The sequence below is a fragment of the Halosimplex halobium genome, assembly GCF_051414055.1.
GTDB classification, from domain to species: domain Archaea; phylum Halobacteriota; class Halobacteria; order Halobacteriales; family Haloarculaceae; genus Halosimplex; species Halosimplex halobium.
The window spans coordinates 146,291-172,197 of the sequence record NZ_JBLKNX010000004.1; the positions used below are offsets into that span (position 1 = coordinate 146,291).

Annotated in this window: 25 protein-coding genes, 1 tRNA gene and 1 pseudogene; 16 read left to right on the top strand and 11 right to left on the bottom strand. The window is 69.2% G+C overall.

Annotated elements, in window-relative coordinates:
- The first annotated feature begins 123 nt into the window (after nucleotides 1-123).
- The 5 genes from ACMGFG_RS05480 (at nucleotide 124) to ACMGFG_RS05500 (ending at nucleotide 4,637) form a co-directional block, all read left to right on the top strand.
- Nucleotides 124-534, top strand: coding sequence for an SRPBCC family protein (locus ACMGFG_RS05480; protein WP_436929346.1), 411 nt, complete (start codon nucleotides 124-126; stop codon nucleotides 532-534).
- Nucleotides 535-662: 128 nt separating this feature from the next.
- Nucleotides 663-887, top strand: a complete 225-nt coding sequence (locus ACMGFG_RS05485; RefSeq protein ID WP_436929347.1) for a hypothetical protein — start codon at nucleotides 663-665, stop codon at nucleotides 885-887.
- A 167-nt stretch (nucleotides 888-1,054) separates the two neighbouring features.
- The gene (locus ACMGFG_RS05490) at nucleotides 1,055-1,369 is read left to right on the top strand and encodes a DUF7990 family protein (protein ID WP_436929348.1); all 315 of its coding nucleotides are present in this window, start codon (nucleotides 1,055-1,057) and stop codon (nucleotides 1,367-1,369) included.
- Between the two features lie 118 nt (nucleotides 1,370-1,487).
- Nucleotides 1,488-2,459 (top strand): ArsA family ATPase, encoded by a 972-nt coding sequence (locus ACMGFG_RS05495; RefSeq protein ID WP_436929349.1) that lies wholly within the window; start codon nucleotides 1,488-1,490, stop codon nucleotides 2,457-2,459.
- A 300-nt stretch (nucleotides 2,460-2,759) separates the two neighbouring features.
- A complete protein-coding gene (locus ACMGFG_RS05500; RefSeq protein WP_436929350.1) occupies nucleotides 2,760-4,637 on the top strand; it encodes a carbon starvation CstA family protein in 1,878 nt (625 codons plus the stop codon).
- On the opposite strand, the gene ACMGFG_RS05505 is transcribed toward ACMGFG_RS05500, so the two are convergent.
- The 6 genes from ACMGFG_RS05505 to ACMGFG_RS05530 all read right to left on the bottom strand — a co-directional run bounded on the left by ACMGFG_RS05505 (nucleotide 4,634) and on the right by ACMGFG_RS05530 (nucleotide 10,528).
- Entirely contained in the window at nucleotides 4,634-5,377 is a 744-nt protein-coding gene (locus ACMGFG_RS05505) for a DUF8052 family protein (RefSeq protein WP_436929351.1), read from the bottom strand. The genes ACMGFG_RS05500 and ACMGFG_RS05505 overlap by 4 nt on opposite strands.
- A complete protein-coding gene (locus tag ACMGFG_RS05510; RefSeq protein ID WP_436929352.1) occupies nucleotides 5,374-5,811 on the bottom strand; it encodes a cupin domain-containing protein in 438 nt (145 codons plus the stop codon). The genes ACMGFG_RS05505 and ACMGFG_RS05510 overlap by 4 nt, the downstream gene beginning before the upstream one ends.
- Nucleotides 5,812-6,209: 398 nt before the next feature.
- Nucleotides 6,210-7,274, bottom strand: a complete 1,065-nt coding sequence (locus tag ACMGFG_RS05515) for a Gfo/Idh/MocA family protein (RefSeq protein ID WP_436929353.1) — start codon at nucleotides 7,272-7,274, stop codon at nucleotides 6,210-6,212.
- Nucleotides 7,275-7,363: 89 nt separating this feature from the next.
- Entirely contained in the window at nucleotides 7,364-7,774 is a 411-nt protein-coding gene (locus ACMGFG_RS05520) for a hypothetical protein (RefSeq protein WP_436929354.1), read from the bottom strand.
- Nucleotides 7,775-7,919: 145 nt separating this feature from the next.
- The gene (locus ACMGFG_RS05525) at nucleotides 7,920-9,107 is read right to left on the bottom strand and encodes a chymotrypsin family serine protease (protein ID WP_436929355.1); all 1,188 of its coding nucleotides are present in this window, start codon (nucleotides 9,105-9,107) and stop codon (nucleotides 7,920-7,922) included.
- A gap of 329 nt (nucleotides 9,108-9,436) precedes the next feature.
- Entirely contained in the window at nucleotides 9,437-10,528 is a 1,092-nt protein-coding gene (locus ACMGFG_RS05530; protein ID WP_436929356.1) for an aminopeptidase, read from the bottom strand.
- A 195-nt stretch (nucleotides 10,529-10,723) separates the two neighbouring features.
- Between ACMGFG_RS05530 and ACMGFG_RS05535 the strand changes: the two genes are divergently transcribed.
- The 5 genes from ACMGFG_RS05535 to ACMGFG_RS05555 all read left to right on the top strand — a co-directional run bounded on the left by ACMGFG_RS05535 (nucleotide 10,724) and on the right by ACMGFG_RS05555 (nucleotide 16,359).
- The gene (locus tag ACMGFG_RS05535) at nucleotides 10,724-11,947 is read left to right on the top strand and encodes an ABC transporter substrate-binding protein (protein ID WP_436929357.1); all 1,224 of its coding nucleotides are present in this window, start codon (nucleotides 10,724-10,726) and stop codon (nucleotides 11,945-11,947) included.
- Nucleotides 11,948-13,171, top strand: a complete 1,224-nt coding sequence (locus ACMGFG_RS05540; protein WP_436929358.1) for an ABC transporter substrate-binding protein — start codon at nucleotides 11,948-11,950, stop codon at nucleotides 13,169-13,171.
- Nucleotides 13,171-14,175 (top strand): FAD-dependent monooxygenase, encoded by a 1,005-nt coding sequence (locus ACMGFG_RS05545; protein WP_436929359.1) that lies wholly within the window; start codon nucleotides 13,171-13,173, stop codon nucleotides 14,173-14,175. The genes ACMGFG_RS05540 and ACMGFG_RS05545 overlap by 1 nt, the downstream gene beginning before the upstream one ends.
- Before the next feature lie 73 nt (nucleotides 14,176-14,248).
- The gene (locus tag ACMGFG_RS05550) at nucleotides 14,249-15,424 is read left to right on the top strand and encodes a FecCD family ABC transporter permease (protein WP_436929360.1); all 1,176 of its coding nucleotides are present in this window, start codon (nucleotides 14,249-14,251) and stop codon (nucleotides 15,422-15,424) included.
- Nucleotides 15,421-16,359 (top strand): ABC transporter ATP-binding protein, encoded by a 939-nt coding sequence (locus ACMGFG_RS05555; protein WP_436929361.1) that lies wholly within the window; start codon nucleotides 15,421-15,423, stop codon nucleotides 16,357-16,359. Before ACMGFG_RS05550 ends, ACMGFG_RS05555 begins: the two co-directional genes overlap by 4 nt.
- A 179-nt stretch (nucleotides 16,360-16,538) precedes the next feature.
- On the opposite strand, the gene ACMGFG_RS05560 is transcribed toward ACMGFG_RS05555, so the two are convergent.
- Nucleotides 16,539-17,297 (bottom strand): creatininase family protein, encoded by a 759-nt coding sequence (locus ACMGFG_RS05560; protein ID WP_436929362.1) that lies wholly within the window; start codon nucleotides 17,295-17,297, stop codon nucleotides 16,539-16,541.
- Between the two features lie 764 nt (nucleotides 17,298-18,061).
- Between ACMGFG_RS05560 and gnd the strand changes: the two genes are divergently transcribed.
- The 3 genes from gnd (at nucleotide 18,062) to ACMGFG_RS05575 (ending at nucleotide 19,826) form a co-directional block, all read left to right on the top strand.
- Entirely contained in the window at nucleotides 18,062-18,976 is a 915-nt protein-coding gene (gnd, locus tag ACMGFG_RS05565) for a phosphogluconate dehydrogenase (NAD(+)-dependent, decarboxylating) (protein ID WP_436929363.1), read from the top strand.
- A gap of 119 nt (nucleotides 18,977-19,095) precedes the next feature.
- A complete protein-coding gene (locus ACMGFG_RS05570; protein WP_436929364.1) occupies nucleotides 19,096-19,680 on the top strand; it encodes a 2Fe-2S iron-sulfur cluster-binding protein in 585 nt (194 codons plus the stop codon).
- 73 nt (nucleotides 19,681-19,753) lie between these two features.
- Nucleotides 19,754-19,826 (top strand) — tRNA-Arg (locus ACMGFG_RS05575).
- 182 nt (nucleotides 19,827-20,008) lie between these two features.
- On the opposite strand, the gene ACMGFG_RS05580 is transcribed toward ACMGFG_RS05575, so the two are convergent.
- Together ACMGFG_RS05580 and ACMGFG_RS05585 are read right to left on the bottom strand one after the other, a co-directional pair.
- Nucleotides 20,009-21,565: a polysaccharide deacetylase family protein gene (locus tag ACMGFG_RS05580; protein ID WP_436929365.1), complete on the bottom strand. Its 1,557-nt coding sequence runs from the start codon at nucleotides 21,563-21,565 to the stop codon at nucleotides 20,009-20,011.
- Nucleotides 21,566-21,570: 5 nt separating this feature from the next.
- Nucleotides 21,571-21,918, bottom strand: a complete 348-nt coding sequence (locus tag ACMGFG_RS05585; RefSeq protein WP_436929366.1) for a hypothetical protein — start codon at nucleotides 21,916-21,918, stop codon at nucleotides 21,571-21,573.
- Between the two features lie 220 nt (nucleotides 21,919-22,138).
- On the opposite strand from ACMGFG_RS05585, the gene ACMGFG_RS05590 reads away from it, so the two are divergent.
- The 3 genes and pseudogenes from ACMGFG_RS05590 to ACMGFG_RS05600 form a co-directional block, all read left to right on the top strand.
- The gene (locus tag ACMGFG_RS05590; RefSeq protein WP_436929367.1) at nucleotides 22,139-22,312 is read left to right on the top strand and encodes a protein translocase SEC61 complex subunit gamma; all 174 of its coding nucleotides are present in this window, start codon (nucleotides 22,139-22,141) and stop codon (nucleotides 22,310-22,312) included.
- 1 nt (nucleotide 22,313) lies between these two features.
- On the top strand, nucleotides 22,314-22,751 hold the full coding sequence (locus ACMGFG_RS05595; RefSeq protein WP_436929368.1) for a transcription elongation factor Spt5: 438 nt from the start codon (nucleotides 22,314-22,316) through the stop codon (nucleotides 22,749-22,751).
- A gap of 140 nt (nucleotides 22,752-22,891) precedes the next feature.
- A pseudogene (locus ACMGFG_RS05600) lies at nucleotides 22,892-22,957 on the top strand (transcription elongation factor Spt5); the annotation flags it as partial.
- A 148-nt stretch (nucleotides 22,958-23,105) separates the two neighbouring features.
- Here ACMGFG_RS05600 and ACMGFG_RS05605 read toward each other — a convergent pair.
- Entirely contained in the window at nucleotides 23,106-23,951 is an 846-nt protein-coding gene (locus ACMGFG_RS05605) for a phosphatase PAP2 family protein (RefSeq protein WP_436929369.1), read from the bottom strand.
- On the bottom strand, nucleotides 23,951-25,819 hold the full coding sequence (locus tag ACMGFG_RS05610) for an ABC transporter substrate-binding protein (RefSeq protein ID WP_436929370.1): 1,869 nt from the start codon (nucleotides 25,817-25,819) through the stop codon (nucleotides 23,951-23,953). Before ACMGFG_RS05610 ends, ACMGFG_RS05605 begins: the two co-directional genes overlap by 1 nt.
- Between the last annotated feature and the right edge of the window lie 88 nt (nucleotides 25,820-25,907).

Consider the following 25,907-nt stretch of genomic DNA (forward strand, 5'->3'; position numbering starts at 1 on the left):
GACGCCCCGCTGGTAAGGATTTCCCCGGGGCCGGGCGGACGACCGGGCAGCCGACGCGGCCGTCCGGGCGCTCGCCCGGGGTCGGGCCAGCGTTTAAGCCCCGCGGCCGCGAGGAACGGGTCGATGCGAGAAGTCACGGTCGAGCGGTTCGTCGGCGCGACGCCCGCCGAGGTCCGCCGGGCGCTCGACCCGGGGGTCGTCGTCGAGTACGAGGGCAGCTTCGAGATACTCGAGATCGAGGAGCGCGAGGACGCGACGTTCGTGACCGCCGGGGCCCGCGGCGTCGGCGTCACCCTCCGGTTCGAGCCCCGGGAGGGCGGCCTGCGCTACGAGCAGGTCGGCGACGCCGGCCCGTTCGACGAGATGTGGACCGACATCGACTGGGAGCCCGACAACGAGGGGAGCCGCGTCACCGCCCGGTCGGGCGTGAGCCTCGGCCTCCCGCTGGCGGCCGTCACCGACCGCGTCGCCGCCTGGAAGCGCCGGGGCGAACTCGACCGCGCGCTCGACCGGCTGGCCGCCGACCTCGAATAGGCCCGGGCGTCACCGCGCCCGAGCGCCGCCGCGCTCGCCCGCCGATACTCTCGCTCCGGCGCCCGTGCGAGACGCTCGCACGACCGGGCGGGGTATTTTGTCGGGGGCGGTCCCAGTTCCCCGCGCCCATGGGTGTGCTCACCACGGTCAGGAAGCTGCTCCGCGCCTCGACGCAGAATCCCACGCGAGGCGACGACCCGACCCGCCAGTCCGAGGGCGCCTACTGGTGTCACGACTGCGGCGAGCGGGTGCTCGAGGGCGACGCCGGGGACGAGCAGCCGCCCGACTGCCCGTCCTGCGGCGACGCGATGACGTTCGAGCGCTCCGCCGCGTCGACCGGTTGCGCCTGCTGAGGGTCGGGAGCAGCGACCCCGCGGTCCGGACTCGCCCACTCCGGCACCGCCCGTGCCCATGGGATTGGGGGAGCCACGACGGGTCCCGTGTCCGCGCGCCGCCACGGCGACGGTCGCCGCGGCGGCCCGCTGGCATCTTTAAATACGTCCGTCTGCTACGAACGTTCATGATAGACGGCGACCGGTCGCTCGCCGACCGCATCGCGTCGTTCCGCGAGCGGGTCGAGGAGTGGCTCCACGGGTTCTACCACGGGATGATCGAGCACCCCTCCTTCGAGAAGATCGAGAAGGAGGCCGAGGACGTCGAGGACACGTTCCTGTTCGCCTGTTTCGCCGACGCCTTCGGGATCCCGAGCCCGGTGTCGTACTACACGGTCGAACTGCTGCCGTACCTCGCCGACGAGTTCGAGGCCTGGGAACGGCGCATGTGGGACCGCGGGTCGCTGCTCGAACGCAAGGGCCAGCAGTACCACTTCCACTGATGACGGGGAGACGACTTCCACCGACGACGGATGGGCGACTTCCGACGACGGGCTCACGAGTTTCGCCAGTGGCAGGCGCCACCCCGCGGCCCGGGCGCGCGACGGGGGCGGTCTGACCGTGGAGAAGTTCGTCTTCTTCGGCGGGAAGGGCGGCGTCGGCAAGACCACCGTCTCAAGCGCCTACGCGCTGAAGTGTGCCGAGGCGGGACTGGAGACGCTCGTCGTCTCGACGGACCCGGCCCACAGCACCTCGGACGTGTTCGACCAGGACTTCGACGACGACCCGACCCCCGTCGACGGCCACGAGGGGCTGTGGGCGATGGAGCTCGACCCCGATGAGGAGGTCGAGCGCCACATGGGCGAGATCCGCCGGCGCATGAACGAGCAGGTCAGCGCGGCCATCGTCAACGAGATCGACCGCCAGATCGAACTCGCTCACCGGACGCCCGGCGCCTACGAGGCCGCGCTGTTCGACCGGTTCATCGAGGTGATGCGCGAGGCCGACGACTACGACCGGGTCGTCTTCGACACGTCGCCGACCGGGGGGACGCTCCGGTTGCTCGCGCTGCCCGACTTCCTCGGGGAGTGGATCGAGCGGCTCGTCGCCAAGCGGGCGAAGTCGGTCGACCTCTTCGAGAAGGCGGCCGTCGGCGACCGGGAGGCCCGCCGGAAACTCGACGAGGACCCGCTGATCGCCCACCTGCAGGGCCGCAAGGAGAAGTTCGAGTTCGCCGGCCGGACGCTGCGCGAGGACGCGGCCTTCTTCCTCGTACTCAACCCCGACGAGCTGTCCATCCGCGAGACCGAGCGGGCGGTCGCCGAGATGGCCGAGCAGGACCTGGCGGTCGAGGGGTTCGTCGTCAACAGGGTGACGCCCGCGCCCGACGACGACGAGCAGGGACGGGGGGCGACGTGGCTGCGCGACCGCGTCGAGACCGAGCGCGAGCGGATCGCGGAGATCCGGAGCGAGTTCGACGAACCGGTCGTCGCCGAGATCGAGTCCCGCGTCCGCGAGGTGAAAGGCGACCTGCTCGCGGCCGTGGCCGACGAACTCGCCGTCGACGTGGACCCCCCGCCCGCCGAAGCGTAGTCGGGGGTCGCCCCCGGGCGTCGTCGCCGCGAATCGTCCCCGGAAGTCGGCCCGTTCGACCGCCGGTGGCCTCCCGGGCGACCGTCGCTCCCGCGTCCGGATCCGTACCGCGGGACCCCACGTCCGGATCCATAACGCAGGCAACATCGATCGTCCGCGACGGGGACCGCCGCACCGCCCGCTGACCCTACACGGTCGTTCGTACCGTCGCTTTACGGCCAGTAAGTGTCAGGTATGTCATATCATAATCTTCAAGTTTTATGGTGTTCTTTCGTGATGTAGGGTGTGAGGTGGCAACACATGGTACAGGTGATGTGGCTCGCGATCGCGGCACTGGTAACGTTCTCGGTGGGGTATCTCGGATACTCCAGGTACCTGGCTCGGTTCGTCGAGCTGGACGACGAACGGGAGACACCGGCACACAAGTACGACGACGGACAGGAGTACGTCCCGTCGAAAAAGCCCGTCTTGCTCGGACACCACTACTCGAGTATCGCGGGTGGGGCGCCCATCGCGGGGCCGATCACGGCCGCGGCGGCGTTCGGCTGGATCCCGGCGATCATCTGGATCGCCGTGGGCAACCCGCTGTTCGGCGCGGTCCACGACTTCATGTCGCTGTCGTCGAGCGTCCGCCACGACGGCAAGTCGATCGGGTACATCATCGGGCAGTACGTCGGCGAGCGGGGCAAAAACATGCTGCTGTGGTTCGCGTACCTGACGATCATCCTCGTGATCGCCGCGTTCGCGTACCTGATCGGGCTCGTGCTGGACGCGTTCCCGGCGGCGGCGACGGCGTCGGTGATCTACATCGCGCTGGCGGTGCTGTTCGGGGTGTACCTCTACCAGCTAAACCTCCCCTTCCTGCCGGGCGCCGTGGCGTTCGTCGCCATGGTGTTCGGCGGTGTCTGGGTCGGGCTCCAGTACCCGCTGGCCATCTTCGCGCGCCCGGAGCTCCCCGAGGGGACCATCGTCCTCCTCGGCTCGGGCGGCGAGTGGCTGCCGCTGGCGGGCGCGTTCGACCCGAACATGGCCGCCTGGGTGCTCGTGACGGTCCTCTACGCGTTCGCCGCGAGCGTCCTGCCCGTGTGGGTGTTGCTCCAGCCGCGTGACTTCCTCACGTCGAGCCTGCTGTACACGGGCGTCGGCGGGATGATCCTCGGCGCCATCGTCGGGACGATCATCGGCTTCAGCCCGGTCGAGGTCGACGTGTTCGTCCCCGGGCTGGCGGAGCCGGTCCAGACGGCGACCATCGAGTCGCTGACGACGCAGGTCCCCGGCTGGACCGGCTTCGTCTCCAGCCTCGGGCCGCTGTTCCCGTTCCTGTTCGTCACCATCGCCTGCGGGACGATCAGCGGGTTCCACTCGCTGGTCTCCTCGGGCACGACCGCCAAGCAGCTCGACAAGGAGAGTGACGCTCGCCTCATCGGCTACGGTGGCATGCTCGGCGAGGGGCTGCTCGGCGTCACCGCCGTCCTGGCGGTCGTCATCGTCGCCGGGTCGACGGCCGGCCTCGGGTCGGCGCTGGTCACCTTCCCCTCGGGCGGCGGCGCCCTGCTGACCGTCTTCGGGCTCGGGACCGCCGCGGCCGCGACGTTCATCGGCCTGGTGTTCGTCAGCTTCCTGCTGACCAGCACCGACACGGCGATGCGCCTCGGCCGGTACATGCTCGAGGAGATCGTCGGCGCGCCCGAGACGAGCGTCGAGGAGACGGTCACGAACCGCTACGTCAACGCCGGGGTCCTGTCGCTGGCCGGCTACCTGCTCGTCGCGTCGGGGACCTGGGAGAACATCTGGCCGCTGTTCGGCGGCGCCAACCAGGCGCTCGCGGCGCTGGCGCTTTTGGTCGCGACCGTCTGGCTCGCCAACTGGGACGACTCCAAGCAGCTGGTCAGCACCGGCGCGCCGCTGGTCTTCATGCTCGCGGTGACCGTCGTCGCGCTGCTGTGGATCGGGCTCTACCGGAACCCGACCACCATCCTCGCCGGCGAGTACGAGACCACGATCGCCGCCGTCTCGCTGGGCTTCCAGAGCCTCATCGCGCTGGTGCTGGTCGGGCTGATCTTCGGGATCACCCGCCGCGCCTACAGCGACATCAAGGAGGCCCGCGGCGGCCTCGACCGCGAGGCCATCGTCGGCTCCGGCGGCGGAGGCGGCGGCGTCGAACCCGGCGACGACTAGAGGAACCGACCGAGGAGTCCCGACGACTCCTCCGCCTCGGGGTCGGACCACAGGTCGAACGCCCGGTCCAGGTCCGTCGCCCGGCTCGTCACGATTTCTTCGGCCTCGGGCGCCACCACGACCAGGTTCACCTCGTAGTGGCCGTAGTAGCCGTACCGGATGAGCGTCCGGTCCTTGAACCCCGAGACGAACTCCCGGACGGCCGCCGGAATCCGCGGGACGACCAGCGCCAGCGTGAAGTCCGTGCTGAAGTGTTCCTCGTCGGCGTCGATCCACTCGTCGGCCAGGTCGTGTGCCCACTCGACGAGCGCTTCCAGATCCGCGACGCCGACGCCGTCCCGGCGGGCGACGAACAGGTGCTCCGTCGAGTCGTGGTTCGCGTAGTTCAGCGCCGCGTGGAACAGCTGTTTGCGGCTCTCGATCGCCATCCGCCCGTACAGCGTGAACGACTCGCCGGCGACCGTCCGGTCTCGCTCCAGGTCGAAGTTGTGCATCAGCCGGCCGCTCACCCGCTCGACGTACTCGTCGTCCCAGACCGGCACGTCCTCGGGCCTCGCCTCGCCGGTCGCGGTCTCCTCGTCCAGGTCCGCGGCCGCCGCCTCGTCCGCGGCCGCCGCCTCGTCCGCGGCCGCCGCCTCGTCCGCGGCCGCCGCCTCGTCCGCTTCCTCGGCCTCCGTCGGCCCGGTCGGCTCTGGCTCTTCGCCGTCGGCGTCCGCGCCGGCTCGCTCCCGGTCGCTCATTGGTCGCCTCTCCCGTCCTCACTCTCGGCTCCCGCGTTTCCGTTCTCGCCTCGCCCGCCCCCGCTCTCGTCGTCGTAGGCGTGTACGTCGTCGACGGCCGGCGCGCCCACGACCAGCGCGACCGCCCGCTCGTCGGCCGACTCGGGGACGTGCGCCCGCTGAGGGCTGGCGGGCTCGACGACGAACGCCTCGTCGGGCGCGACCTCGTAGGTCTCGTCGGGCGTCTCGACGGAGAGCGTCCCCGAGAGCACGTAGAAGACCTCCTCCTGTTCGTCGTGGTAGTGGTAGGCCAGCGGGACCGCCTCGCCGGGTTCGACCTCGTAGCGGTTGACCGCCACGTTCTCCAGCCCCGCCGCGTCGGAGACCGACCGCTGGACGCTCGGCCGGTCCGGCGTGGGATCGAGGTCCGCTACTGCCACGTGGTGGTATCCCATGTCGCGTTCGATGGGTCCGGGACCGTAAAAACGTGCGCCCGGGACGGATCGGCGGTGTTCGCGTGCGAGTTGCGTCGTGGTCTCTGTCGAGTGGGTCGTGGACGGAAGTCAGGCGAGAGTGGCCGCAGTCGACGGCAGGCGCTGAAAGGGCGAGGCGCGCTCGCGGTCGCTGAGGCGGGATATCCGCGCTCTCCGCACCGCACCGCGACCGCATCCATCCGCACAGCACCGCAGACAGCCACGAACCTCCCCAGCCGATTCGCGACCCGCGAGTCGCGAATCCCTCGCGCGGCTACGGTCGCGCGCATGAACGCGCGCTCCAGCGCGCGCCGACCGCACCGCAGCGGCTCGCCTGTACGAAACCCGCGAAGTGCGAGAGGACGAGCGGAGACCCCCGGCTACTGCGGGTTCAGGTCGCCGGACTCGACCATCGCCTCCAGCGGGTTGTCGTCGATCTCCAGGGGGAACTCGACCCGGCCGCGCCGGCGCGCGGACTCCCAGATCCCGAAGATGATCTCGGTGCTGTTGAGGGCGTTCTCGGCGCCGATCACGGGCTGGTCGCCCGATTCCAGACAGTCGACGACGTGGGCGACGGCGTCGTTGATGGGGTCGGTCCAGGCGCCCTCCTCGACGGTCTCGCCGGTCCACTCGCCGCTGCCGGCCCGCCAGCGCAGGTCCGCGTCGGACTCCTCGGGCCCGACTTCGAGGACGCCGTCGGTCCCGACGAAGCGCATGTCCGCGGGGACGAACGAGCGGTCGCCCCCGGTCGAGACGACGGCGTCGACGCCGCTCTCGTAGCGCCAGTGGGCGTGGGCCTGGTTCTCGTTGTGGGCGCCGAACCACTTGTTCTCCTCCCGGTAGTCGATCCCCCCGATCGCCCACTCGGCGGGCACGTCGCCCGCGACGCCCGTCGCGAAGTCGATCATGTGGGTGCCGCCGTCGTAGATGTTCCCCGGGGCGAGTTCGATCCGTTCGAGTTCGCCGACGGCGCCGTCGTCGATCCGCTCGCGCGCTTCGACCCAGGTCGGCTTGAACCGGCGCATATGGTTGAAGGTGAGCTGGACGCCCGCCTCGCGACAGCCCTCGGCCATCCGCCGGGAGTTCTCCCACGTCAGGTCCATCGGCTTCTCGCAGTGGACGGCGTCGACGCTGTCGCTCCGCGCGCAGTCGAGCACGACCTCGGCGTGAATGTCGGGCCACACCGACACCGAGACGATGTCGGGTTCGGCCTCGGCGAGCATGGCCTCGTAGTCCTCGAAGACGCCGCCGTCGTCGATGTCGAAGCGGTCTGCGAACGCCGCGGCGCGCTCGCGCTCCAGGTCCGCGCAGGCGACCAGTTCGCACCCGTCGAGGCGCTCGTAGCCCTCGGCGTGGTAGTAGTTCATCGCGAACCCCTCGGGGTTCGGGTTCTTCAGGTCCGCCAGGTCGCCCGTCCCGACGAAGGCGATGTCGTGGGTAGTCACGACTACCTCTCTCGCGGGCGCTCCGTTAGTCCTTGCGCCCGCGGAAGCGCGGGCGACGTGGTGCCGGGAACGACTCTCCGCGGACCCGGTCAGTCCGACCGCCTACGTCGCAGCCACAGTCCGGCAGCGACGCCGACCACTCCCGGCAGGAGCGAGAACGTGAGCGTCTGTTCGAGCGCGACGGGGAAAACGCCCGCGAGCGTATCGGGGCACGGAGAACACCCGTAGACCTGGTACCACCAGAGCCGATACGCGAAGAACGGCGCCGCCCCGACGGCGAATCCCGGGACGACCCCACCGTTCAGTACTGTCGCCGTTGCGGCGACTAAACCGATCACGGCCGCGAACAGGACGTGGAACTGGTAGTCGGCGCCGGGGAACGCGATCAGCGGCGACAGCACACCGAGCGACGCGTACGCCGCGATTCCGAGCGGAATCCCAAACAGGATGACTATCGCTGATCTCTTGCTGTTCGGCCCGATCAGGACATCCTTGCTCATCCAAGACATGGATACGTCATCTTTATTGAAGGTAAAACCATCTCCGGTAGTGCCGAATGTATGGACTATGTCGTCAGAGGCCTTTCACCGATCCAAATTTTGCGCCGCTCGGCTGAACCCCGATAGGTTACACCTTCAGTCTTGATTATGGATTCTTTTCGCCGTCTCCGACTGTCACGGGATTGTTATTCACTACCCGCCAAACTGGGTAAGTAAGCATATAACTGCCCTTCCGTACCGTATCCCCTCCACAGTTCGTCGTTTTTGACTCGTATGGGAGCCAGTTATTTACTGCAATAACCGAAAGATTGCCATCCCAATCGATCCAGCAAGGACCGCCGGAGTCCCCCTCGGCGAAAGTGGTGCTCGTTTTGATGCCGGTCCAATTCGTTTTCAGACAGTTTTCACTGATGTATTTCCCCCGTTCCGTGACTGTCCCCGTTGTCCGACCTGACGTAATCCCAAATTGCTCAACTAACTTCGAGTTGCTTTGGATCGTCTTCAGTCCGTCATCGCTCACGTATCCATTGACTGTACGCTGAGGATCGTCCTTCGAAGAATCAAATGACGTATATTCGCGAGTGACGATCTGGTCGTCCAAGTCGGTGCTCGGATCAACTAGAATCCAGTCGTGGCCTTTGTGATAGATGCTGGAACCAACGCCGATCTTATCACCATCGGTATCTGTTACCTCAATTCCTTCACCGCTCTTGCTGCAATCTACGTTGGGTGCTAGAACGTGGTTCGCAGTGTAAAGGAACTCCTTGTTCTTGTCCGTATGCCACATTCGAAACCCTGCCGTCCCTCGTGGATTGTTACCCCCATACACCATGAGTCCTCCGGGGAAGGGTGAATCGGTGTAGTCGGCGTAGCAGCCGCCGGGACCGATCTCATGATTCCGTTCGTACTGACCAATGTCTTCGTTCAGGACGGCCGCGGGGACGGACACGTTGGTATCGCTGAGCTTCTCCGGTAAGTCGTCACGAACGGACTGGGGAGCGTTTTCGTCTATCTCGAAGGCCGCTTTCATACAGGAGAATCCATCGACTGTGCGATCAGACTGAATCAATCCTCCTCCGAGGACATACTCCCCATCGACGTGTGGTGCAAGCGCGTTCTCGTAGACCCGTTCTAACGCTGTCTCGTGTCCGTACCACCGCCCAGGCACTGACTCCGTGACGAGTGCGTCGTTCGACTTTCCACCTCGAACAGCCACGATGCGCTTCCCCCGTTCGTTTTTCCCGGAAACAGTTTGTGCTCCAGTGAGTCCAACTGCTCCTGCTCCTATGTAGCCGAGTACTTTCCGTCTCGATGTGGTATGATTAGGACACATCAAATGGATGTATAAATTAACACTATAAAAAAGTCCCTCAATAGAAAAAGTAAAATCGTAAATGTATTTAAAATAATCTATTCACTTTTGGGTTGAAAAGCCTTCGGCGCCGACTGAAACCATACTAGATGTGGTGCCGGAGACCTACGATCCAGAGCAGTCGCTCTGGGTCGGCCACGTCAGTATGTCATCTGTCGATGTCGACAGTTCTACCAACGGGACGATTTCTAACGCCCTTAGCGCGGCGAACTGATGGCCGTCTCTGGCCTTTGGAAAAGCGATTCCGTCCGTCTCTTGGTTTGTTTGCTGTCCGGTCACTCCTGCGTCGGCTAGAACCCGTCTTCCCACCTGAAAATGCCATCGCGCTGGATCACCTCGCCGTCGACCTCCAGCCGCGAGTCGCCGGTCATGTCGGTGATGAGGTCGACGTGGACGGCCGAGTCGTTACCGGACTCGCCCTCCGGCAAGTTGGCGTCGTAGGCGCGGCCCAAGGCGAGGTGGACGGTCCCGGCCATCTTCTCGTCGAAGAGGATGCGACCGGTCGGGCGGTCGATTCCGCGGTTCATCCCGACCCCGAGTTCGCCCAACTGCCGCGAGCCCCCGTCGGTCCCGATGACCTCGTCGATCACGTCCTCGCCCTGTGCGGCCTCCCAGTCGACGACGACGCCGTCCTTGAACGTCAGCTTCACGTCGCGCACGTCGCGGCCGCGGATCGTCATCGGCACGTCGAAGGTGACGACGCCGGCGGTGTCGTAGGGCGCGGTGAACACCTCGCCGGAGGGGAGGTTGTGCGAGTCGTAGGCGACGCTGGCCGCGGAGTTGACCGCAGTCCGGCCGTCGATGAAGAGGGTGAGGTCGGTCCCCTCGTTGACGATCCGGACCTCCTCGCCGTCGTCGAGGATGTCCTTCAACTGGGCCATCTCCCCGGCGAGCGCCTCCCAGTCGCGCAGGGTAGCGTCGTAGACGAACTCGCGGTACTCCTCGTAGGCCATGCCGGCCTGCTGGGCGAGCGAGCGGGTCGGGTGGACCGTCGAGACCCAGTCCGTGTCGAGTCGGGCCTCCCCGATCCCCTGGCGGGCGCGGTCGTAGCGCTGGGTGCGCCCGCCGGGCACGTCGGCCGTCGCCGCCGTGTTGCGGCCGCCGCCCAGCGAGAGCACGCTGTCGGCGTTCTCGTACAGCGCCTGCTCGTACTCCGGGTCCTCGTCGAACTCGCCGTCGTGGGCGCGGAGGTAGGCTCGCCGGACCTCCTCGGAGCTGTAGACGGTCACCACGTTCGCGCCGCGCCCTCCGAGTGCCTCCGCAACCGCCACTGCCAGGTCGTGTGTGCCCTCGTCGACGGACACGACCACATCGTCGCCCGACTCGATCCGTGCGCTCCAGTCGACCAGCGTCTCCGCGTGCTCGCGTACGCGTTCGTCCATACCCCGCGGTCGGTCGCCGCGGACTAAACGGTGGCGCGCCCGACCTGTCCGGTGGCGTCCCCGATCTGCCCGCGGCAACTCGCGGAGCACCCGTCGGAGCCTGCTGTTCCCGTTCGAGACGCCGATCCTGTCATTTGGCTTTAGGTCCACCTAAAGTCCGAAACGGCTTTATCGGATTAGGTTGGCCTAAATCGTATGGCCGATTCCGATCCCGATTCCGATGCGACGCGCAGAACGTACCTGGCCGCGGCGGCCGCCGTCCTCGGCGGTGGCGGTCTCGCGGGCTGTGCCAGCGACGGCGGATCGACCGAGACCCCCGGCGACGACGCCGGCGCGACCGACGAACCCACTGCCACGCCCACCGATACGCCGACACCGGCCGACGCCGCCGGGACGACGACCGGGACGCGATCGACCGTCGAAACCCCGTACTCGGTCTCGATCGAGCCCGTGGGGAGCGTCCAGTTCGACGCCGTCCCCGAGACGTGGGTCGCCAACAACGGCTCGTGGGCCGACATGGGGGTCGCCCTGGGGCTCGAACCGCCCGAGGCGGTCTGGCTGAAAAACCGCTACCACACCGACTACTACGACTCCATCCCGGGCGTCAGCGTCGACAAGAGCGACATGGTGTCGCTCTACCAGGACGGCGGCGTCGGCACGGAGCTGTTCTACGAGCTCGACGCCGACGTGCACGTCATGGACCCGAACTTCCTGATGAACCGCTTCAAGGGGTGGGAGCAGTCCGACGTGGACGAGATCGCCGAGGAGGTCGCGCCGCTGTTCGGCAACTGCATCTACGCCCAGCACTATCCCTGGCACTCCGACTACCGCTACTACACCCTCTTCGAGGCCTTCGAGAAGCTCGCGAAGGTGTTCAAGCGCACGGACCGCTACGAGGCCTTCGAGGCGGTCCACGACGAGTTCCAGTCGAACCTCGCGCCGGTCGTGCCCAACCAGGGCAGCCGTCCCGAAGTGGCCGTCCTCTGGGGCGTCGGCAACGAACCCGAGCAGTACTACCCCTACATCATCGGCGAGGGGACCGGCTTCAAGCATCTCCGCGACCTCCGCGTGCGCGACGCGCTCGCCAGCACGGACATCAAGGACTTCCACGGCTCGCGGGCGGCGATCGACCTGGAGACGCTGCTGAAGGTCGACCCCGAGGTTATGATGCTCCGCGGTTACGAGGCCATGTCCGCCTCGGAGTTCGAGAACACGGTCGTCTCGTTTCTCGAAGACCACCAGACCGCGAGCGCGCTCACGGCCGTCGAGAACGGGGACGTGTACCGCGCGGGCGGCCTCTACCAGGGGCCGATCACCAGCATGGTGCTGACCGAGCGGACGGCGGGCCAGCTCTACGGCGCCGACGCGGAACTGTTCGACCGCGAGCGCGTCGCCGAGATCGTCGGGGGTGACCTGTAGATGAGCGACGACCGACTGACCCGCCGGCAGTGGCTCCGCGCGGGCGGCGCGCTCGCCGGCGCCAGCCTGGTCGCGGGCTGTGCCAGCGACGGGACGACCGGCGACGGTACCGGTGACGCGACGCCGACGGACGCGTCGACCGACACGCCGGCGGAGACGCCCACCGCGACGGCGACGGGGACGCCGACGCCCGCGACACCGTACAGCGTCGAGATGGCGCCGATGGGGGAGGTGACCTTCGAGTCCGTCCCCGAGTCGTGGATGGCGTACTTCAGCACCTACGGCGACATGGCCGTCGCGCTGGGCCGGCTCGACGGGCTGGAGGCGCTGATCTTCACCGACAACTGGCCGCTGGAGCTCTACGACGCGCTCCCGGACGTCGACATCTCGTTCGACGACGTGCCCCAGCTGTACGCCGAGGAGAGCATCGACCGGGAGGCGTTCTACGAGTTCGACGCCGACGTACACCTGTTCGACCCGAACTTCATCCAGCTGCTCGACGACAGCTGGACCGACGGGGACTTCCGGGAGGTCGCCGACAACGTCGGCCCCATCGTCGGCAACTCGATCCGCCGGCGCGGCGAGGACTGGCACGACTACGAGTACTACTCGCTGTACGACGCCTTCGAGAAGGTGGCGACCGTCTTCCGGGAACGCGAGCGCTACGAGGCGATCAGGGGAGTCCACGACGGGATGCTCGCCGAGATCGACTCGCGGCTGCCGCCGACCGGGGAGCGGCCGACCGTGGGGCTGCTCTCGGTCAACTCCGACTTCGAGAACGGCTCCTTTTACGCCTACCCGGTCCACGACGGCAACGGCCACAAGCAGTACCGCGACCTGGGGATGCGCGGCGCGTTCGACGACCACATCGAGGGCAGCTACGCGGAGTGGGACTACGAGCAGCTGGTGGAGGTCGACCCCGACGCGCTCGTCTTCCAGTACGGCCTCTCGCACGTCTCCCGCGAGGAGTTCGAGGCCCGCCTCGACGCGATGCGCAAGGACCCCCTGGGGAGTCAGCTGTCCGCGGTGCAGGACGGCCGGCTCTACCGCGGCGGCACCTCCTACCAGGGGCCGGTCGTCAACCTGCTCCAGACCGAGGCGGCCGCCCGGCAGTTCTACCCCGACGAGTTCGGCGAGTGGGAGGGGGTCGAGACGCTCGCGGAGACGGACGACCCGCTGTTCGGCCGCCGGACGGTCGCCGACGCGATCAACGGTGAGATCTGATGGCTGGCGCGAGCGACGACGGCGGGAGCGACCGCGTCGACCCCGAACCGGACCACGCGGACGCCGTCGTCGTCGGCTGCGGCCCGGCCGGCGCGGCGGCGGGCGTGTTCCTCGCCCGCTACGGGCTCGACACCGTCGTCCTCGACCGCGGGACCGCGTCGCTCGACCGCTGTGCGTTCCTGGGGAACTACCCCGGCTTCCCGGCCGGCATCGACGTGGACACCTTCCAGCGGCTGCTGCGCGAGCACGCCCGCGAGGCCGGCTGCCGGGTGGTCGACGACCTCGTCGAGACGGTCGAGCGGGCGACCGACGCGGACGGGGCGGACGACAGCCCCGAGGGGGACGCCGGCGGCCCGTCCGACGGCCCCCTGGCCGTCTCGACCCAGGAGGGGCGCCGGGTCGTCGCCGGTCGGGTGGTCGCCGCGACGCGCTACGACGGGGAGTACCTCCGGCCGCTCGGTGGCGACGCGATGTTCGAGACCCACGAACACGACGGGGAGGAACACGAGCACTTCGACCCCGACTACCCCGATGTGGACGGCCGGACGCCGGTCGACGGCCTCTACGTCGCCTCGCCCGCGGGCCAGCGCGACGCGCAGGCGGTCGTCGCCGCGGGCCGGGGTGCCCACGTCGCGCGGTGTCTCCTCGAGGACCGCCGCGTCGCGCGGGGGTACCCGCACGAACTCGCCCGCCACTACGACTGGTTGCGGCCCGAAAGCGAGTACGAGGGCGAGTGGGCCGACCGCGAGCGCTGGCGCGAGTGGTTCGACGAGCGGATCCCCGACGACCACGACGCGAGCGAGGAGCGCCTCGCCGACCTGCGCGCCGAGTACGTCGACGACGCCTTCGACACCCGCCGGAGCGCCGACGAGGTCGCCGACCTGACCGACCGGGCTCACCGCCGGCTCCTCGAACACCTCGACGACGACGCGGTCCTCGACCGCGCCGCCGAGATCGAGGCCGAACGGGCCGAGGGGACAGATCCCGGGGAAGACGCGCGGTGACTCACCCCGCCGGCCACTCCACGGGCGAACCGCAACCTCTAAACCGCTGTTTAGGCATACCTAAATCGATCGAATGGTAGAGAACGCCGTGTCGGAAGCGGGGACGGAGTCGGGCGCGGAGGGGTCCGAGGGCGCCCGCCTCGACTGGGTCGACCGGTCGCTGCTGGGGCTGTGCCTGGGGAGCCTCGCGGTGGCCGTCGCCGCGGGGCTCGTGCAGGTGAGCTTCGGGTCGTACTCGATGTCGGTCGCGCGGGCCTGGCGGTCGGTCGTCGACCCCGCCGTCCTGCTCGACCACCGCTGGGTCCTCAACTTCCTGCTCGGCGAGGGCCTGATGCGGACGGTCACGGGCTTCCAGGGCGAGCTCCCGGAACTCGCGACGCCGACGCTCATCGTCTGGACGATCCGGCTGCCGCGGGTGTTCGTCGCCGGGCTCGTCGGCGCGAACCTCGCCGTCTCGGGCGCCATCTTCCAGGCCGTGACGCGCAACGAACTGGCGAGCCCGTTCATCCTTGGAGTCTCCTCGGGCGCGGGCCTGCTCATCCTCCTGACGCTGGTCGTCTTCCCGGTCCTGGCGGCGGCGCTCCCGATCATCGCCGCCGTCGGCGGGATGGCCGCGTTCGTCCTCGTCTACGTCATCGCCTGGAAGGGCGGCACCTCGCCCGTACGGCTGGTGCTGGCGGGCGTCATCGTCGGTACCGTCTTCCAGAGCCTCCAGACCGGTCTGTTCTTCTTCGCCGACAGCATCGGCGTGGTCCAGTCGGCCATCGCCTGGACGACCGGGTCGCTGACCGGCGTCGACTGGGAGCAGGTCCGCACCGCGCTCCCGTGGTCGATCGTCGCCATCGGGCTCGCGCTCGTCGGCGCCCGCCAGCTGAACGTCCTCCTGCTGGGCGAGCGCACCGCCTCGTCGCTGGGGATGAACGTCGAGCGGATGCGTTTCGCCCTCTCGGCGGTGGGCGTGCTCGCCGCCGCGGCCTCCATCGCCGTCGCCGGCATCGTCGGCTTCGTCGGCCTCATCGTCCCCCACGTCGTCCGCAACGTCGTCGGCAGCGACTACCGCCGGCTCGTCGTCGGCTGCGTCTTCGCCGGCCCCGCCCTGCTCGTGGCGGCCGACGTGGGCGCGCGGCTGGCCATCCCCGTCCTCACGGGCGGGAGCGGCCAGCTCCCGGTCGGCATCGTCACCGGCCTCGTCGGCGGCCCGTACTTCCTCTACCTGATGCGCAGACAGGACCAACTCGGAGCAATATGAGCCAGAGCGACACCACCCCGGCCGAACCGCACCGCGACGACCACACCGACTGCGACGAGACGCCCGACGCCCAGTCGGCGCTCTCGGCGCCTGCTATCGCTACCGGCGCCGACGCCGACGCTGACGGCACCCCCTTCGAGGCGGAGGACGTGGTCGTCGGCTACCCCACGAGCGAGGAGCCCGTCGTCGACGGCGAGTCGCTCGTCGCCGCGCCCGGCGAGGTCACCGCCCTCGTCGGCCCCAACGGCAGCGGCAAGAGCACCCTGCTCAAGGCGATGGCCGACCAGCTCGCCCCCGAGGCGGGCGCCGTCCGCATCGGCGGCAGCGAGGTCGCCGACATGGACGCCAAGGACCTCGCGCGCCGGCTGGGCCTGCTCTCCCAGGAGAACGTCGCGCCCGACAGCATCACCGTCGAGAAGCTCGTCGAACACGGCCGCTACCCCCACCGCGGGTTCTTCGACGGGCTCACCGACGAGGACCGCGCCGCGATCGACCGCGCCATCGACCTCGCCGGCGTCGACCACCTGCGGGGTCGCGACGTGGGCAGCCTCTCCGGCGGACAGAAACAGCTGGTCTGGATCGCCATGGTGCTCGCCCAGGAGACCGACGTGCTCCTGCTCGACGAGCCGACCACGTTCCTCGACATGCACCACCAGCTCGAAGTGATGGAGATAATCGAGACGTTGCGCGAGGAGAGCGACAAGACCGTCGTGGTCGTCCTCCACGACCTCCAGCAGGCGGCCCGCCTCGCCGACCGGGTCGTCGCGCTGAAGGACGGCGCCGTCCAGAGCCGCGGCGACCCCAACGGGGTCGTCACCGAGGAACTGCTCGCCGACGTGTTCGAGATCGAGGCCGAGGTCACGCCGACCGACCGCGGCCCGCAGATCACGCCGCTGCGGCCGCTCCACGGCGACGACGGCGACCGCCACGACTGAGCGGCTTCCCTCGATTCTGGCCGCTCCGCCTTGCACCGTGTTTCCTCCGCCCCCGCGCGTTCTTTCACCGGAGCGGCGGCGTCTGACGCTGTCGAGCACATCCCGGTGTATCGAATCGGATGTGGATGTCTCGAACCAGGGACGCGACCGAGCCACTCGGGACCGCGCTGCCTGGCCGCTCAGAGCGCGTCGCGCTCGGCTTCGATCCGCTCGACGTACGCGTCGGTCACCCGCTGCAGGATGACCTCGCCCGCTTCGGCGGTCGCTTCGCCGGGGTCGCCGAGGACGCCGTTCTCGGTGATCGCCCGGAACCCCTCGCTCAGCAGTCGCGCGGTCGAGAACTCGCCTTCGGGTCCGGGTTCGAGCTCGTCGGTCCGCACCAGGTCCTCGTCGATGGCCAGGACGACCGCGGTCTCGGCCGCGCCCGCGTGGATCACGTCCTGGTCGTAGTCGATCCCCGCCTCGTCGAGACCCTCGTTGAGCAACCGCATGTGCTCGTCGAGGTCGGCGAGCGCGATCACGCTCGCGTCGATCTCGCGGCCGATCTCCGGCGCGACGGTGGTGACCGGGCCGAAGTTCCCGCCGTGCGTGGGGACGAGCACCACGTGCTCGAAGCCGTGTTCGTCCAGCGAGCGGCAGTACGAGCGGATCGTCTCCATCAGCGTCTCGGGCGGGACGGTGATCGTCCCCGGGAACTCCATGTGATGGCCCGAACAGCCGGGGCGGATCGCCGGCGCGGCGAGCGCGTCTCCGAGGTCCGCCGCGATCCGCCGGGCGAGTTCTTCACCGTCCAGCGTGTCCATGTTCAGCGGGAGGTGCGGCCCGTGCTGCTCGATAGACCCGACCGGGACGACCACCGTCTCGGTCCCGTCGGCGAGCGCCGATTCGACCTCCGGCCACGTCAGTTCCGCCAGACGCACGGATCGACGAGCGGTCATACCGGCTGCACAGGCGTTCGCGGTGAAGTTCTTCCGGTCGGTTGTGGGTTAGTAACACATGCTGCCTGGGGCGCGGTCGCGGTCCGTTCTCGGCACCGACGGCTCGCGCGGACGAAATGTCGCTATCGACCTCTCTCGCGGTCGATCCCGTGTGTTCCGTCGTCGGGGTCGTTCCGGGACCGTCTGACGCTGTCAAGCGTATGCCGGTATATCGAATCCCTCGGGTCCGCTCGTCGCCATTCCGGAGCGCGAAGAAACGTGGCCCGACGCCGCGGTCTGTACCCGGAGGGGGGCGGTTTCCGCGCGCCGACGGCTCTCCCGGCGTGCTCTGGCCGTGGACGGTTTCCCGGTGTCGCCCTTCAGGGCTTTGGCTGGGCTCACACTACTGCCGGCGACCGACTTCCCGAACGTTGGTCACCAAACGTCCGGTAGTTGACCTTCGTGCCGATCCAGCGGCCGGACCGGTCCTGGCGCTTCGGTTCTCCGTCGAGGCGTTCATCTCGTCGCCCTCTCACGGGCGGTTCGATTTCGCCTCCAGCCCGAACGAGCGCGCCCTGTCGGGCGCACCCGTTCGGCTCGTCCGATCTGTCCTCGCCGCATCCGTAACTGTGTGACAGGTGTTGTTCGACAAGAGCGGCGTTGTGCCCTGTGTGCCGGTCGCGCTCCGGTCGCCGTGCCGTTCGACCGGCAACTGGGTCGACGCCGCGGGCCCGTCGGACCGTGAAACCACAACCCCTACTTGCGCGCCCGGTGAGACTCGGCGTATGCAACTGGGCGTCGTCGGACTCGGCCGGATGGGACAGATCGTCGTCGACCGCGTGCTCGACGCGGGCCACGACGTGGTGGCGTTCGACCTCGACGAGGAGGCCGTCGCGCGGGCGGCCGACGCGGGGGCGACCCCCGCCGACTCCGTGGTCGACCTCGCCGAGCGGCTCGGCGCGGACAAGCGGGTCTGGCTGATGGTCCCCGCCGGCGACGCCGTCGACGCCGCGCTCGACGACCTGGAACCGCACCTCGACGGCGACGACATCGTCGTCGACGGCGGCAACTCCTACTTCGAGGACTCGGTCCGCCGGGCGGAGGCCACGGAGGCCGCCTACCTCGACTGCGGGACCTCCGGGGGCCCCGCGGGCGCGGAACTGGGTTTCTCGCTGATGGTCGGCGGTCCCGAGTGGGCCTACGAGGAACTCGTCCCCGTCTTCGACGCCGTCGCGACCGGACCCGACGGCCACGACCGCATGGGCCCGTCCGGTTCGGGCCACTACGTGAAGATGGTCCACAACGGCGTCGAGTACGCGCTGATGCAGACCTACGGCGAGGGGTTCGAACTGCTGGCCAACGGCCGCTACGACCTGGACCTCGAATCGGTCGCGCGCACGTGGAACAACGGCGCCGTCATCCGCTCGTGGCTGCTGGAACTCTGCGAGGAGGCCTTCGCGGAGGAGGGGTCGGATCTGGGGACCGTCGCCGACCGCGTCGAGGGCGGGTCGACGGGCACCTGGACCGTCCAGGAGGCCCTGGAACAGGAGGTGCCGGTTCCCCTGATCTATCAGGCGCTCGCCGAGCGCTTCGACTCCCGCTCGTCCGGCGGCGAGGGGCCGGGGCGGTTCTCCCGGCGGCTCGCCAACCGACTGCGCTACGGGTTCGGCCGCCACGAGGTGCCTCGCCGGGAGGAGTAGGGCACCGCGGCGGCGCCGGCGCCGTCCCGTCGCTGGCAGAACACGTTCGGGGTCGGCGTCGGGCGGTTGCCCACCGTTGAAGCGTCAGTTAGTTATACGGGCACTCCGAAGCGGCAAACATGGTCGATACAGTGAGTGTCGCGATCGGGGCGGCGTTGACACTCGTCGTCGTCGCGGTCCACTACGCGCGGGGGACCGGCTGGGAGCCCCCGGCGGACATCTCCCAGGAGGTCCTCGAACAGCGCGCCGCGGCGGTGCCGGACACGGACTTCCCCGAGCCCATGAACCGCTCGATCGGCGGCGGCGCCGCGGGCGCCATCCCCTCGGGCGAGGGCGGCGCCGAGCTCGAAGAGGGCGAGGAGGGCGGCGACGAGGCGGAGGGCTTCGACCCCGAATCCATCCCCGACGACGAGGTCGAGTACTACGAGATCGAGTTCGCCAAGGAGGGCGAGACCATCGAGATCGCCAACAACGAGAACATCCTCGACGTGGGCGAGGAGGAGGGCTGGGACCTCCCCTACGCCTGCCGCCAGGGCCAGTGTGTCTCCTGCGCCGGCCAGATCCAGGACGGCCCCGCCAGCGACTACATCCGCCACGAGCACAACGAGGCGCTGTTCGACGACGACATGGACGACGGCTACTGCCTGACCTGCGTCGCCTACCCGACCGACGACTTCACCCTCGAGACGGGCGAACAGCCCTGACCGCCGCCCGGATTCTCCGCCCTTCGCCGCGTCTCACAACGGTTAAGGGCGCCACCGCGCTACCCGACTACGAGGGCCCGTAGCTCAGTGGACAGAGTGCTTGGTTCCGGACCAAGTTGTCCGGGGTTCAAATCCCCGCGGGCTCGCTTCTCCGATCTCGACCGGCGCGGAGTTTCATCTCCGCGTCCGCTCCGGATCGGTGTGCGTCCCGGGGGGATTTGAACCACGGCAGACCGCCATGCGGTCGGGCATCGGGTTCAAATCCCCGCGGGCTCGTTCTGCGAGGAACGGACGTGACGAGCGCCGGGAGGGTACGACCCGGGCGCGCTCAGCAGGGATACACCCGGACGTTCTTGAGGTTCATCTCGTCGGCCGTCGTCCAGATGTCCAGTTCCCACTTGGTCTTGACATCGGCCCGGCCCGTGTCGGCGCGCGGGACGCCGACGGGGCAGTACACCGTCTCCCAGTTCGGACCGACGGAGAAGCTCGTCTCCGCGCGCGGGAAGTCGTCGAAGGAGTCGGCGCGGACGGTCACGTCCCTGACGCTGTCGGGGACGCGCGCGTCGAACTGGACCATCATCGTCGTGAACTGCGGGTTCAGCTGGATGTCGCGGGTCCGCAGCCCGCCGAAGACCTCGTCGCCGGTCGACGAGCCGATCGTCCAGAAGGGGTCGGCGCGGGCGTTGTCGACGACGGGTTCGTTCCCCATCGGGAGCCAGAAGCTGTCCGCGAAGTCGTCGAACTTCGGCGAGGACTCCTGGACGATGTCGCCCTCCGGGAGCGTCCACGGGATGAGCAGCCCGCCCGTCGAGGAGGCGACGTGCAACTCCCCCGCCTCCCGTTTCTCGACGAGGTAGTCGAATATCTCCTCGAGGCGCGGCCAGTCGTCGACCTTGTGGCTGTGGAAGAACAGCCGCAGGCGGCCCTTCGGCCGCTTTGTCAGCCGGTCGATCATCGCCTTGGCCTCGTCGGCGGTGTGCTGGTCGGGTCGCTCGATCAGGGCCGAACTCTGGCCGTGTTTGGCGGTCGTCGCGGTCGCGGCGTAGTCGGCGCCGTTGGTCGCCCAGCCGTGGCCCGAGGCGGCGAACAGCGACCGGACGGCGTAGAACTGCGGCTCGTCGAGTTCGCCCATGTTCAGCCCCCGGCCCTGCCTGGGCTGGAGGTGCGCCACCGGGAACCCCAGCGCTTCGAGGCCCCGTTTCTGCTCGCGGACGATCCGCAGCAGGTCGTCCAGCTCCTCGACGCCGTCGCTGTCGTTCCCGGGCTCGGTCAGCCGGCCGCCCTCGTCGACGGTCCCGCTGCCGGTGTAGAGGCCGACCTCGCAGCCGTGCAGCAGCATCTCCTTGAGCTGGTCGGTGCTGACGAGCCCCTCGGCGTCGTCTTTCTCGATGCGCGCCGGGGTCGCGCCCATCATCCAGGGGAGGCCCCGTTCCTGCATCCGCGGGTACAGCTCCTCGTACTCGGCGATGTGGCTCCCCTCGCTGTGTATCATCACGACCGGCGTCTCGCGGGTCGGGTACGTGGCGATGTGACGGGGCATCTCCATCGGCCTGCTCGGCGGCGCCGGGCTCGCGATGCGGCCGGCCGCCCGCTCGTCGAGCGTGCAGCCGTGGACGTACCCCTCGGTGGAGCGGACCTGGTTCGCGTTGATCCGGTCGGCCTCCCGCGTCGCGGGGGTCCAGGCGTCGCCGTCGCCGTCGTACACGGCGCCCGTGTCCGTCGCGACGAACGTGGCCGCCTCGTGGGGCGTGTACTTCGACAGGTTCGCCTCCTCGTCCCTGACGACCAGCCGCTCCTCGATCGTCGCCATGTCGGGGGAGTGCGTCCAGTCGGTCTCGCCCGGCTCGTACCGGTGGAGGTCGTGGTTGGGAGTGCGTTCGACCATCGTGATCACCCCGTCGGACTGCTGTAGGCCGCGGCGCCGTACCCCGACCGGCCGTTCGTTCGCTCGCTCCCCGCCGTGTCGATCGAACCGGTATCCGGGGTCGCGTCGGACCCGTCGGTATCCGGGGTCGCGTCGGACCCGTCGGTATCCGGGGTCGCGCCGGCCCCGTCCGTGTCCAGCCGTGTCCCAACTCCGGTCGGGCTCGTCGGCGTGCCGGCCGGGACGGCACCGTACCCGGTTCCGGCGGACTCCCGGTCGCGTCCGTTCGACCGCAGTTCGCCGATTCCCGTTCCGACGGGGACCCCGATCGCCAGCCCGATCACGTTGCGTCGCGACAGTTGCAAGGTAGTCACCTGCCGAAGCGATCCCGCGGGGTGGCAATTAGTTATCAATCGTATTCGACGGAGTAGGTGCCGTATAACCGCTACTTCGGGCTGCGCCTGGTTCGCCCCCGCGCTCAGCCGTCGACCGGGGCGCCCGACCCGTTCGTCCGCGATCAGCCCCTCGGGCGGGGATGGGATCCGATCGCCGAATATGGATAGATAGAAAAGTCCGCGGGAGCAACTGCCCGATATGAACGTTCCCTACGACCTGAGCTCCTACGTCCGCGTGCTGAAACTGGCCAGCACGCCGTCGTGGGAAGAGTTCTCGCAAGTCGCGAAGATCGCCGGGGCCGGCATCATCCTCGTCGGCATCCTCGGCTTCCTGATCTTCGTGATCATGAACTTCGTGCCGGGGGGGCCCTGAGATGGGTATCTTCGCCGTCAAGACCACGGCCAGCCAGGAGCGCACCGTCGCCGACATGATCATGAACCGCGAGGAGGACTCGATCCACGCCGCGCTCGCGCCGGACTCGCTCACCTCCTACGTCATGGTCGAGGCCGACGACTCCGCCGTCTTCGAGCGCATCTCCGACGAGATCCCCCACATGCGCGGCGTCGTTCCCGGCGAGTCGGGCCTCAGCGAGGTCGAGCACTTCCTCTCGCCCAAGCCCGACGTGGAGGGCATCGCTGAAGGGGACATCGTCGAGCTCATCGCCGGCCCGTTCAAGGGCGAGAAGGCCCAGGTCCAGCGCATCGACGAGGGCAAAGACCAGGTCACCGTCGAGCTGTACGAGGCAACCGTCCCGATCCCCGTCACCGTCCGCGGCGACCAGATCCGCGTGCTGGACTCGGAAGAGCGGTAACGTAGCGTGCGGCGGCGCAGCCGCCGGTTCTCCGCGACGAGCGAAGCGAGTCGCGTTTTTTGCCCCATCTTTTTCGAGGCGGGTACCCGCAGCGAGCGACGCGAGCGAGGATACCCGTCGATGAAAAAGGTGGAGGCCCGACGGTCCCGATCCCCGTCACCGTCCGCGGCGACCAGATCCGCGTGCTGGACTCGGAAGAGCGGTAACGTAGCGTGCGGCGGCGCAGCAGCCGGTTCTCCGCGACGAGCGAAGCGAGTCGCGTTTTTTGCTCCATCTTTTTCGAGGCGGGTACCCGCAGCGAGCGACGCAACGGTGAGCGACGGCGTCCGAGGATCCCCGTCGACCGGCGGGGCGTCACTCCCGGATCCACGCGGTGATCCGGTCGGTCAGGCGGGCGACGGTCCCCTCCTGCGAGTCGGCGGTGACCCGGAGGCCGACAGCGACGGCGACCGCGGCCAGCGCGGCGCCGGCGACCACGTCGGTGGCCCAGTGGATGCCGAGGTACATCGTCGAGACGGCGATGGACGCGGCGAGCGCGGCGGCGACGGGGTACCACCGTGGGTAGACCTCGCGGTAGCGGTAGGCGACGAGCGCGACCGTCACGGACAGCGAGGTGTGCAGCGACGGGAAGACGTTCGTGTTGCGGTTGACCCGGCCGGTCAGCAGTTGCGCCTGGGGCCAGTGGGCGTACAGCAGCGAGTCGACCGCCTCGGGCGTGACGTTCCGGGGCCCGTAGGAGATGAAGAGGACGTAACAGACGAGCCCGAGCGCGTAGTTGACGGCGTAGGCGACCAGCAGCGTCCGGACCGGGCGGTCGCTCCGGCAGGCGAGGTAGGCGACGACGGGGAAGGTCAGCAGGAAGGCGTAGCCGAAGACGTAGACGGCGCTGAAGTAGGTCGTCAGCGGCGGGGCGGCGAACGACTGGACCCAGGCGACGAACCCGCGCTCCAGCGCGTGGATCGCGCCGGTGATGTTGACGCCGATGAGCCAGGAGATCTCGACGCCCACGTCGCGGACGACGCCGTTGACGGCGAGGACGACGACCAGCAGCCCCAGCGTCGGCGCGACCGCGCGGAGGTTCGACCGGACCCGTTCGGTGGCGCCGGCCAGGCCGTCGCGGCCGACGACCGCGGCCAGGCCGAACAGGTGCAGGGCGACGACGCCGGCGGCGACCTGCGCGAGGACGGTTGCGAGCGCCATCAGTCGCGCTCCACGAGGGTCCCGTCGTCGTACTCGTAGCCGGCGTCGCGGAACGCGGCCCGCGCGGCGTCGGCGTCGACCGTGCCACTCGACCCGAAAAAGGGCGTCACCGGGTGTTCGTCCTCGAACCGGAGGTCCGCGGGGGCCAGGTCGGTCCCGGCCAGGAGGGTCGCCGCGGGCCAGCCGTAGCCGTCGAACACGTCGTCGACCAGCGCCCGCTGGTCGACCAGGTGGCCGAGCGTGTTCCGGAACCGGGGGTTCGTCAGCGGCGGCCGGCGGGCGTTGTAGCCGACGACGTACGGCGAGGGCGACCGGCCGACGACCAGGTCGACGCCCTCCGACCGGCCGATCCGGGGGATCGTCCCGGCGCCGACGGCGGTCCCGGTCACGTCCGCGTCGCCGCTCGCGACCATCGAGACGGCCGTCTCGTCGGTGCCGACGACGGTCACGTCCACCCGCTCGAACGGCGGGAGCCCGTCCACGTCGCCGGGGAGCTCGGCCGGCGGGTCCGACGCGAGGAAGTGGTCGTCGAACCGGTCGAGCACGAGGCGGTCGCCGGGGACGTTCCGCTCGAAGGCGAAGGGCCCGCTCCCGACGGGCGGGACGTTGTTGGTCACGAGCGCCTCCGAGGTCGCGCCGAAGTCGACGCCGCCGACCGAGGCCGGTCCCGCCCGGTCGCGCCAGACGTGCTCGGGCAACACCGGGACCGTGAGCGCCCGGGCCGCGACGGTCGCGGTGCAGTCGGTGAACCGGATCTCGACGGTCCGCGGGTCGAGCGCTTCGGCGTCGGCGACGAGGCTGCTCCGGCCGCGGAACCGGGGCGCGGCCACGGCCGCGTCGTCCTCGGTCGCGGTGTCGGTCCCCTCGGTCGTCCGTCCGAGCGTCACGTCCGACAGCAGGGCGTAGGTGAGCGCAACGTCGGCGGCCGTCAGCGGTTCGCCGTCGTGCCAGGTCAGCCCGTCGCGGAGCCGGACGCGCGCCCGCGGCCGCCCGCCGACGGTCTCGAACTCCCAGGTGTCGGCCAGCCAGGGCTCGACCCCGCCGGAGTCGGTCTCGTAGCCCAGCGGGTCGTACAGCAGCCCGGTGAGGACGCCGGTCCACCGGAACTCCGCCGCCAACGGGTTGAGGTTCTCGGTGGGCCGCCGGTCGGTGATCACGGTGCGCAGCGTCGCGGGGTCGTCGGAGGCGGTCGCGGTGGTGGTGGCGGTGGCGCCCTCGCTGACGGCCTCCCGGGACCCCTCGTCGAGCGAGAGGTAGCCCAGCGGCGACTCGAAGTCGATCCCGCCCCACCCCTCGAACCGCCCGTCGCGGACGGCCCGGACCTCGTCGGGGAACGCGACCAGCGAGAACGGCTGTGTGCGGGCGACGCTGCGCTGGACGGCCGCGAGCGCCTCGCTCCGGGCCTCGCCGGTCGCGGTGCGCTGCTCGACCAGCCGGTCGTCGACGTCGAGGTTCGCGTAGCCGAACGGGTTCTGCCAGCCCGGCTCGGAGCCAAAGCGCGAGTGCAACAGCGCGTAGAGGCCGTCGCCGTCCCGCAGGCGAGCGGGGATCCGCCCGACGAACGCGTCGAAGTTGTTCCGGATGAGCACCTGGCGGTACAGCTCTTCGGGGGCGACCGGCGTGACCGACACCTCGAGGCCGGCCGCCCGGAACCACCCGGCGACCGACTGGGCGACCCGCAGCGCGTAGGGGTCGGCGTCGGCCGGGAGCGTCTTGATCCCGACCGACACCGGCGTCACCGACTCCCAGCCGGTGGCAGCGCGCAGCCGGCGCATACAGCCGGCGGTCCCGAGGGTGGCCCCGGCCGCGAGCGAGCCCAGCAACCTGCGCCGTCGGTTCGAGGGCGGCGCGTCCGATCGATCCCCCATCTCTCCGCCAGTTCGGCACCGACGGCATTATCTGTTGGGAAAGACCGCCATCGGGCGAACGCGGGACCCACCGCCGTTCGGTGGCCGC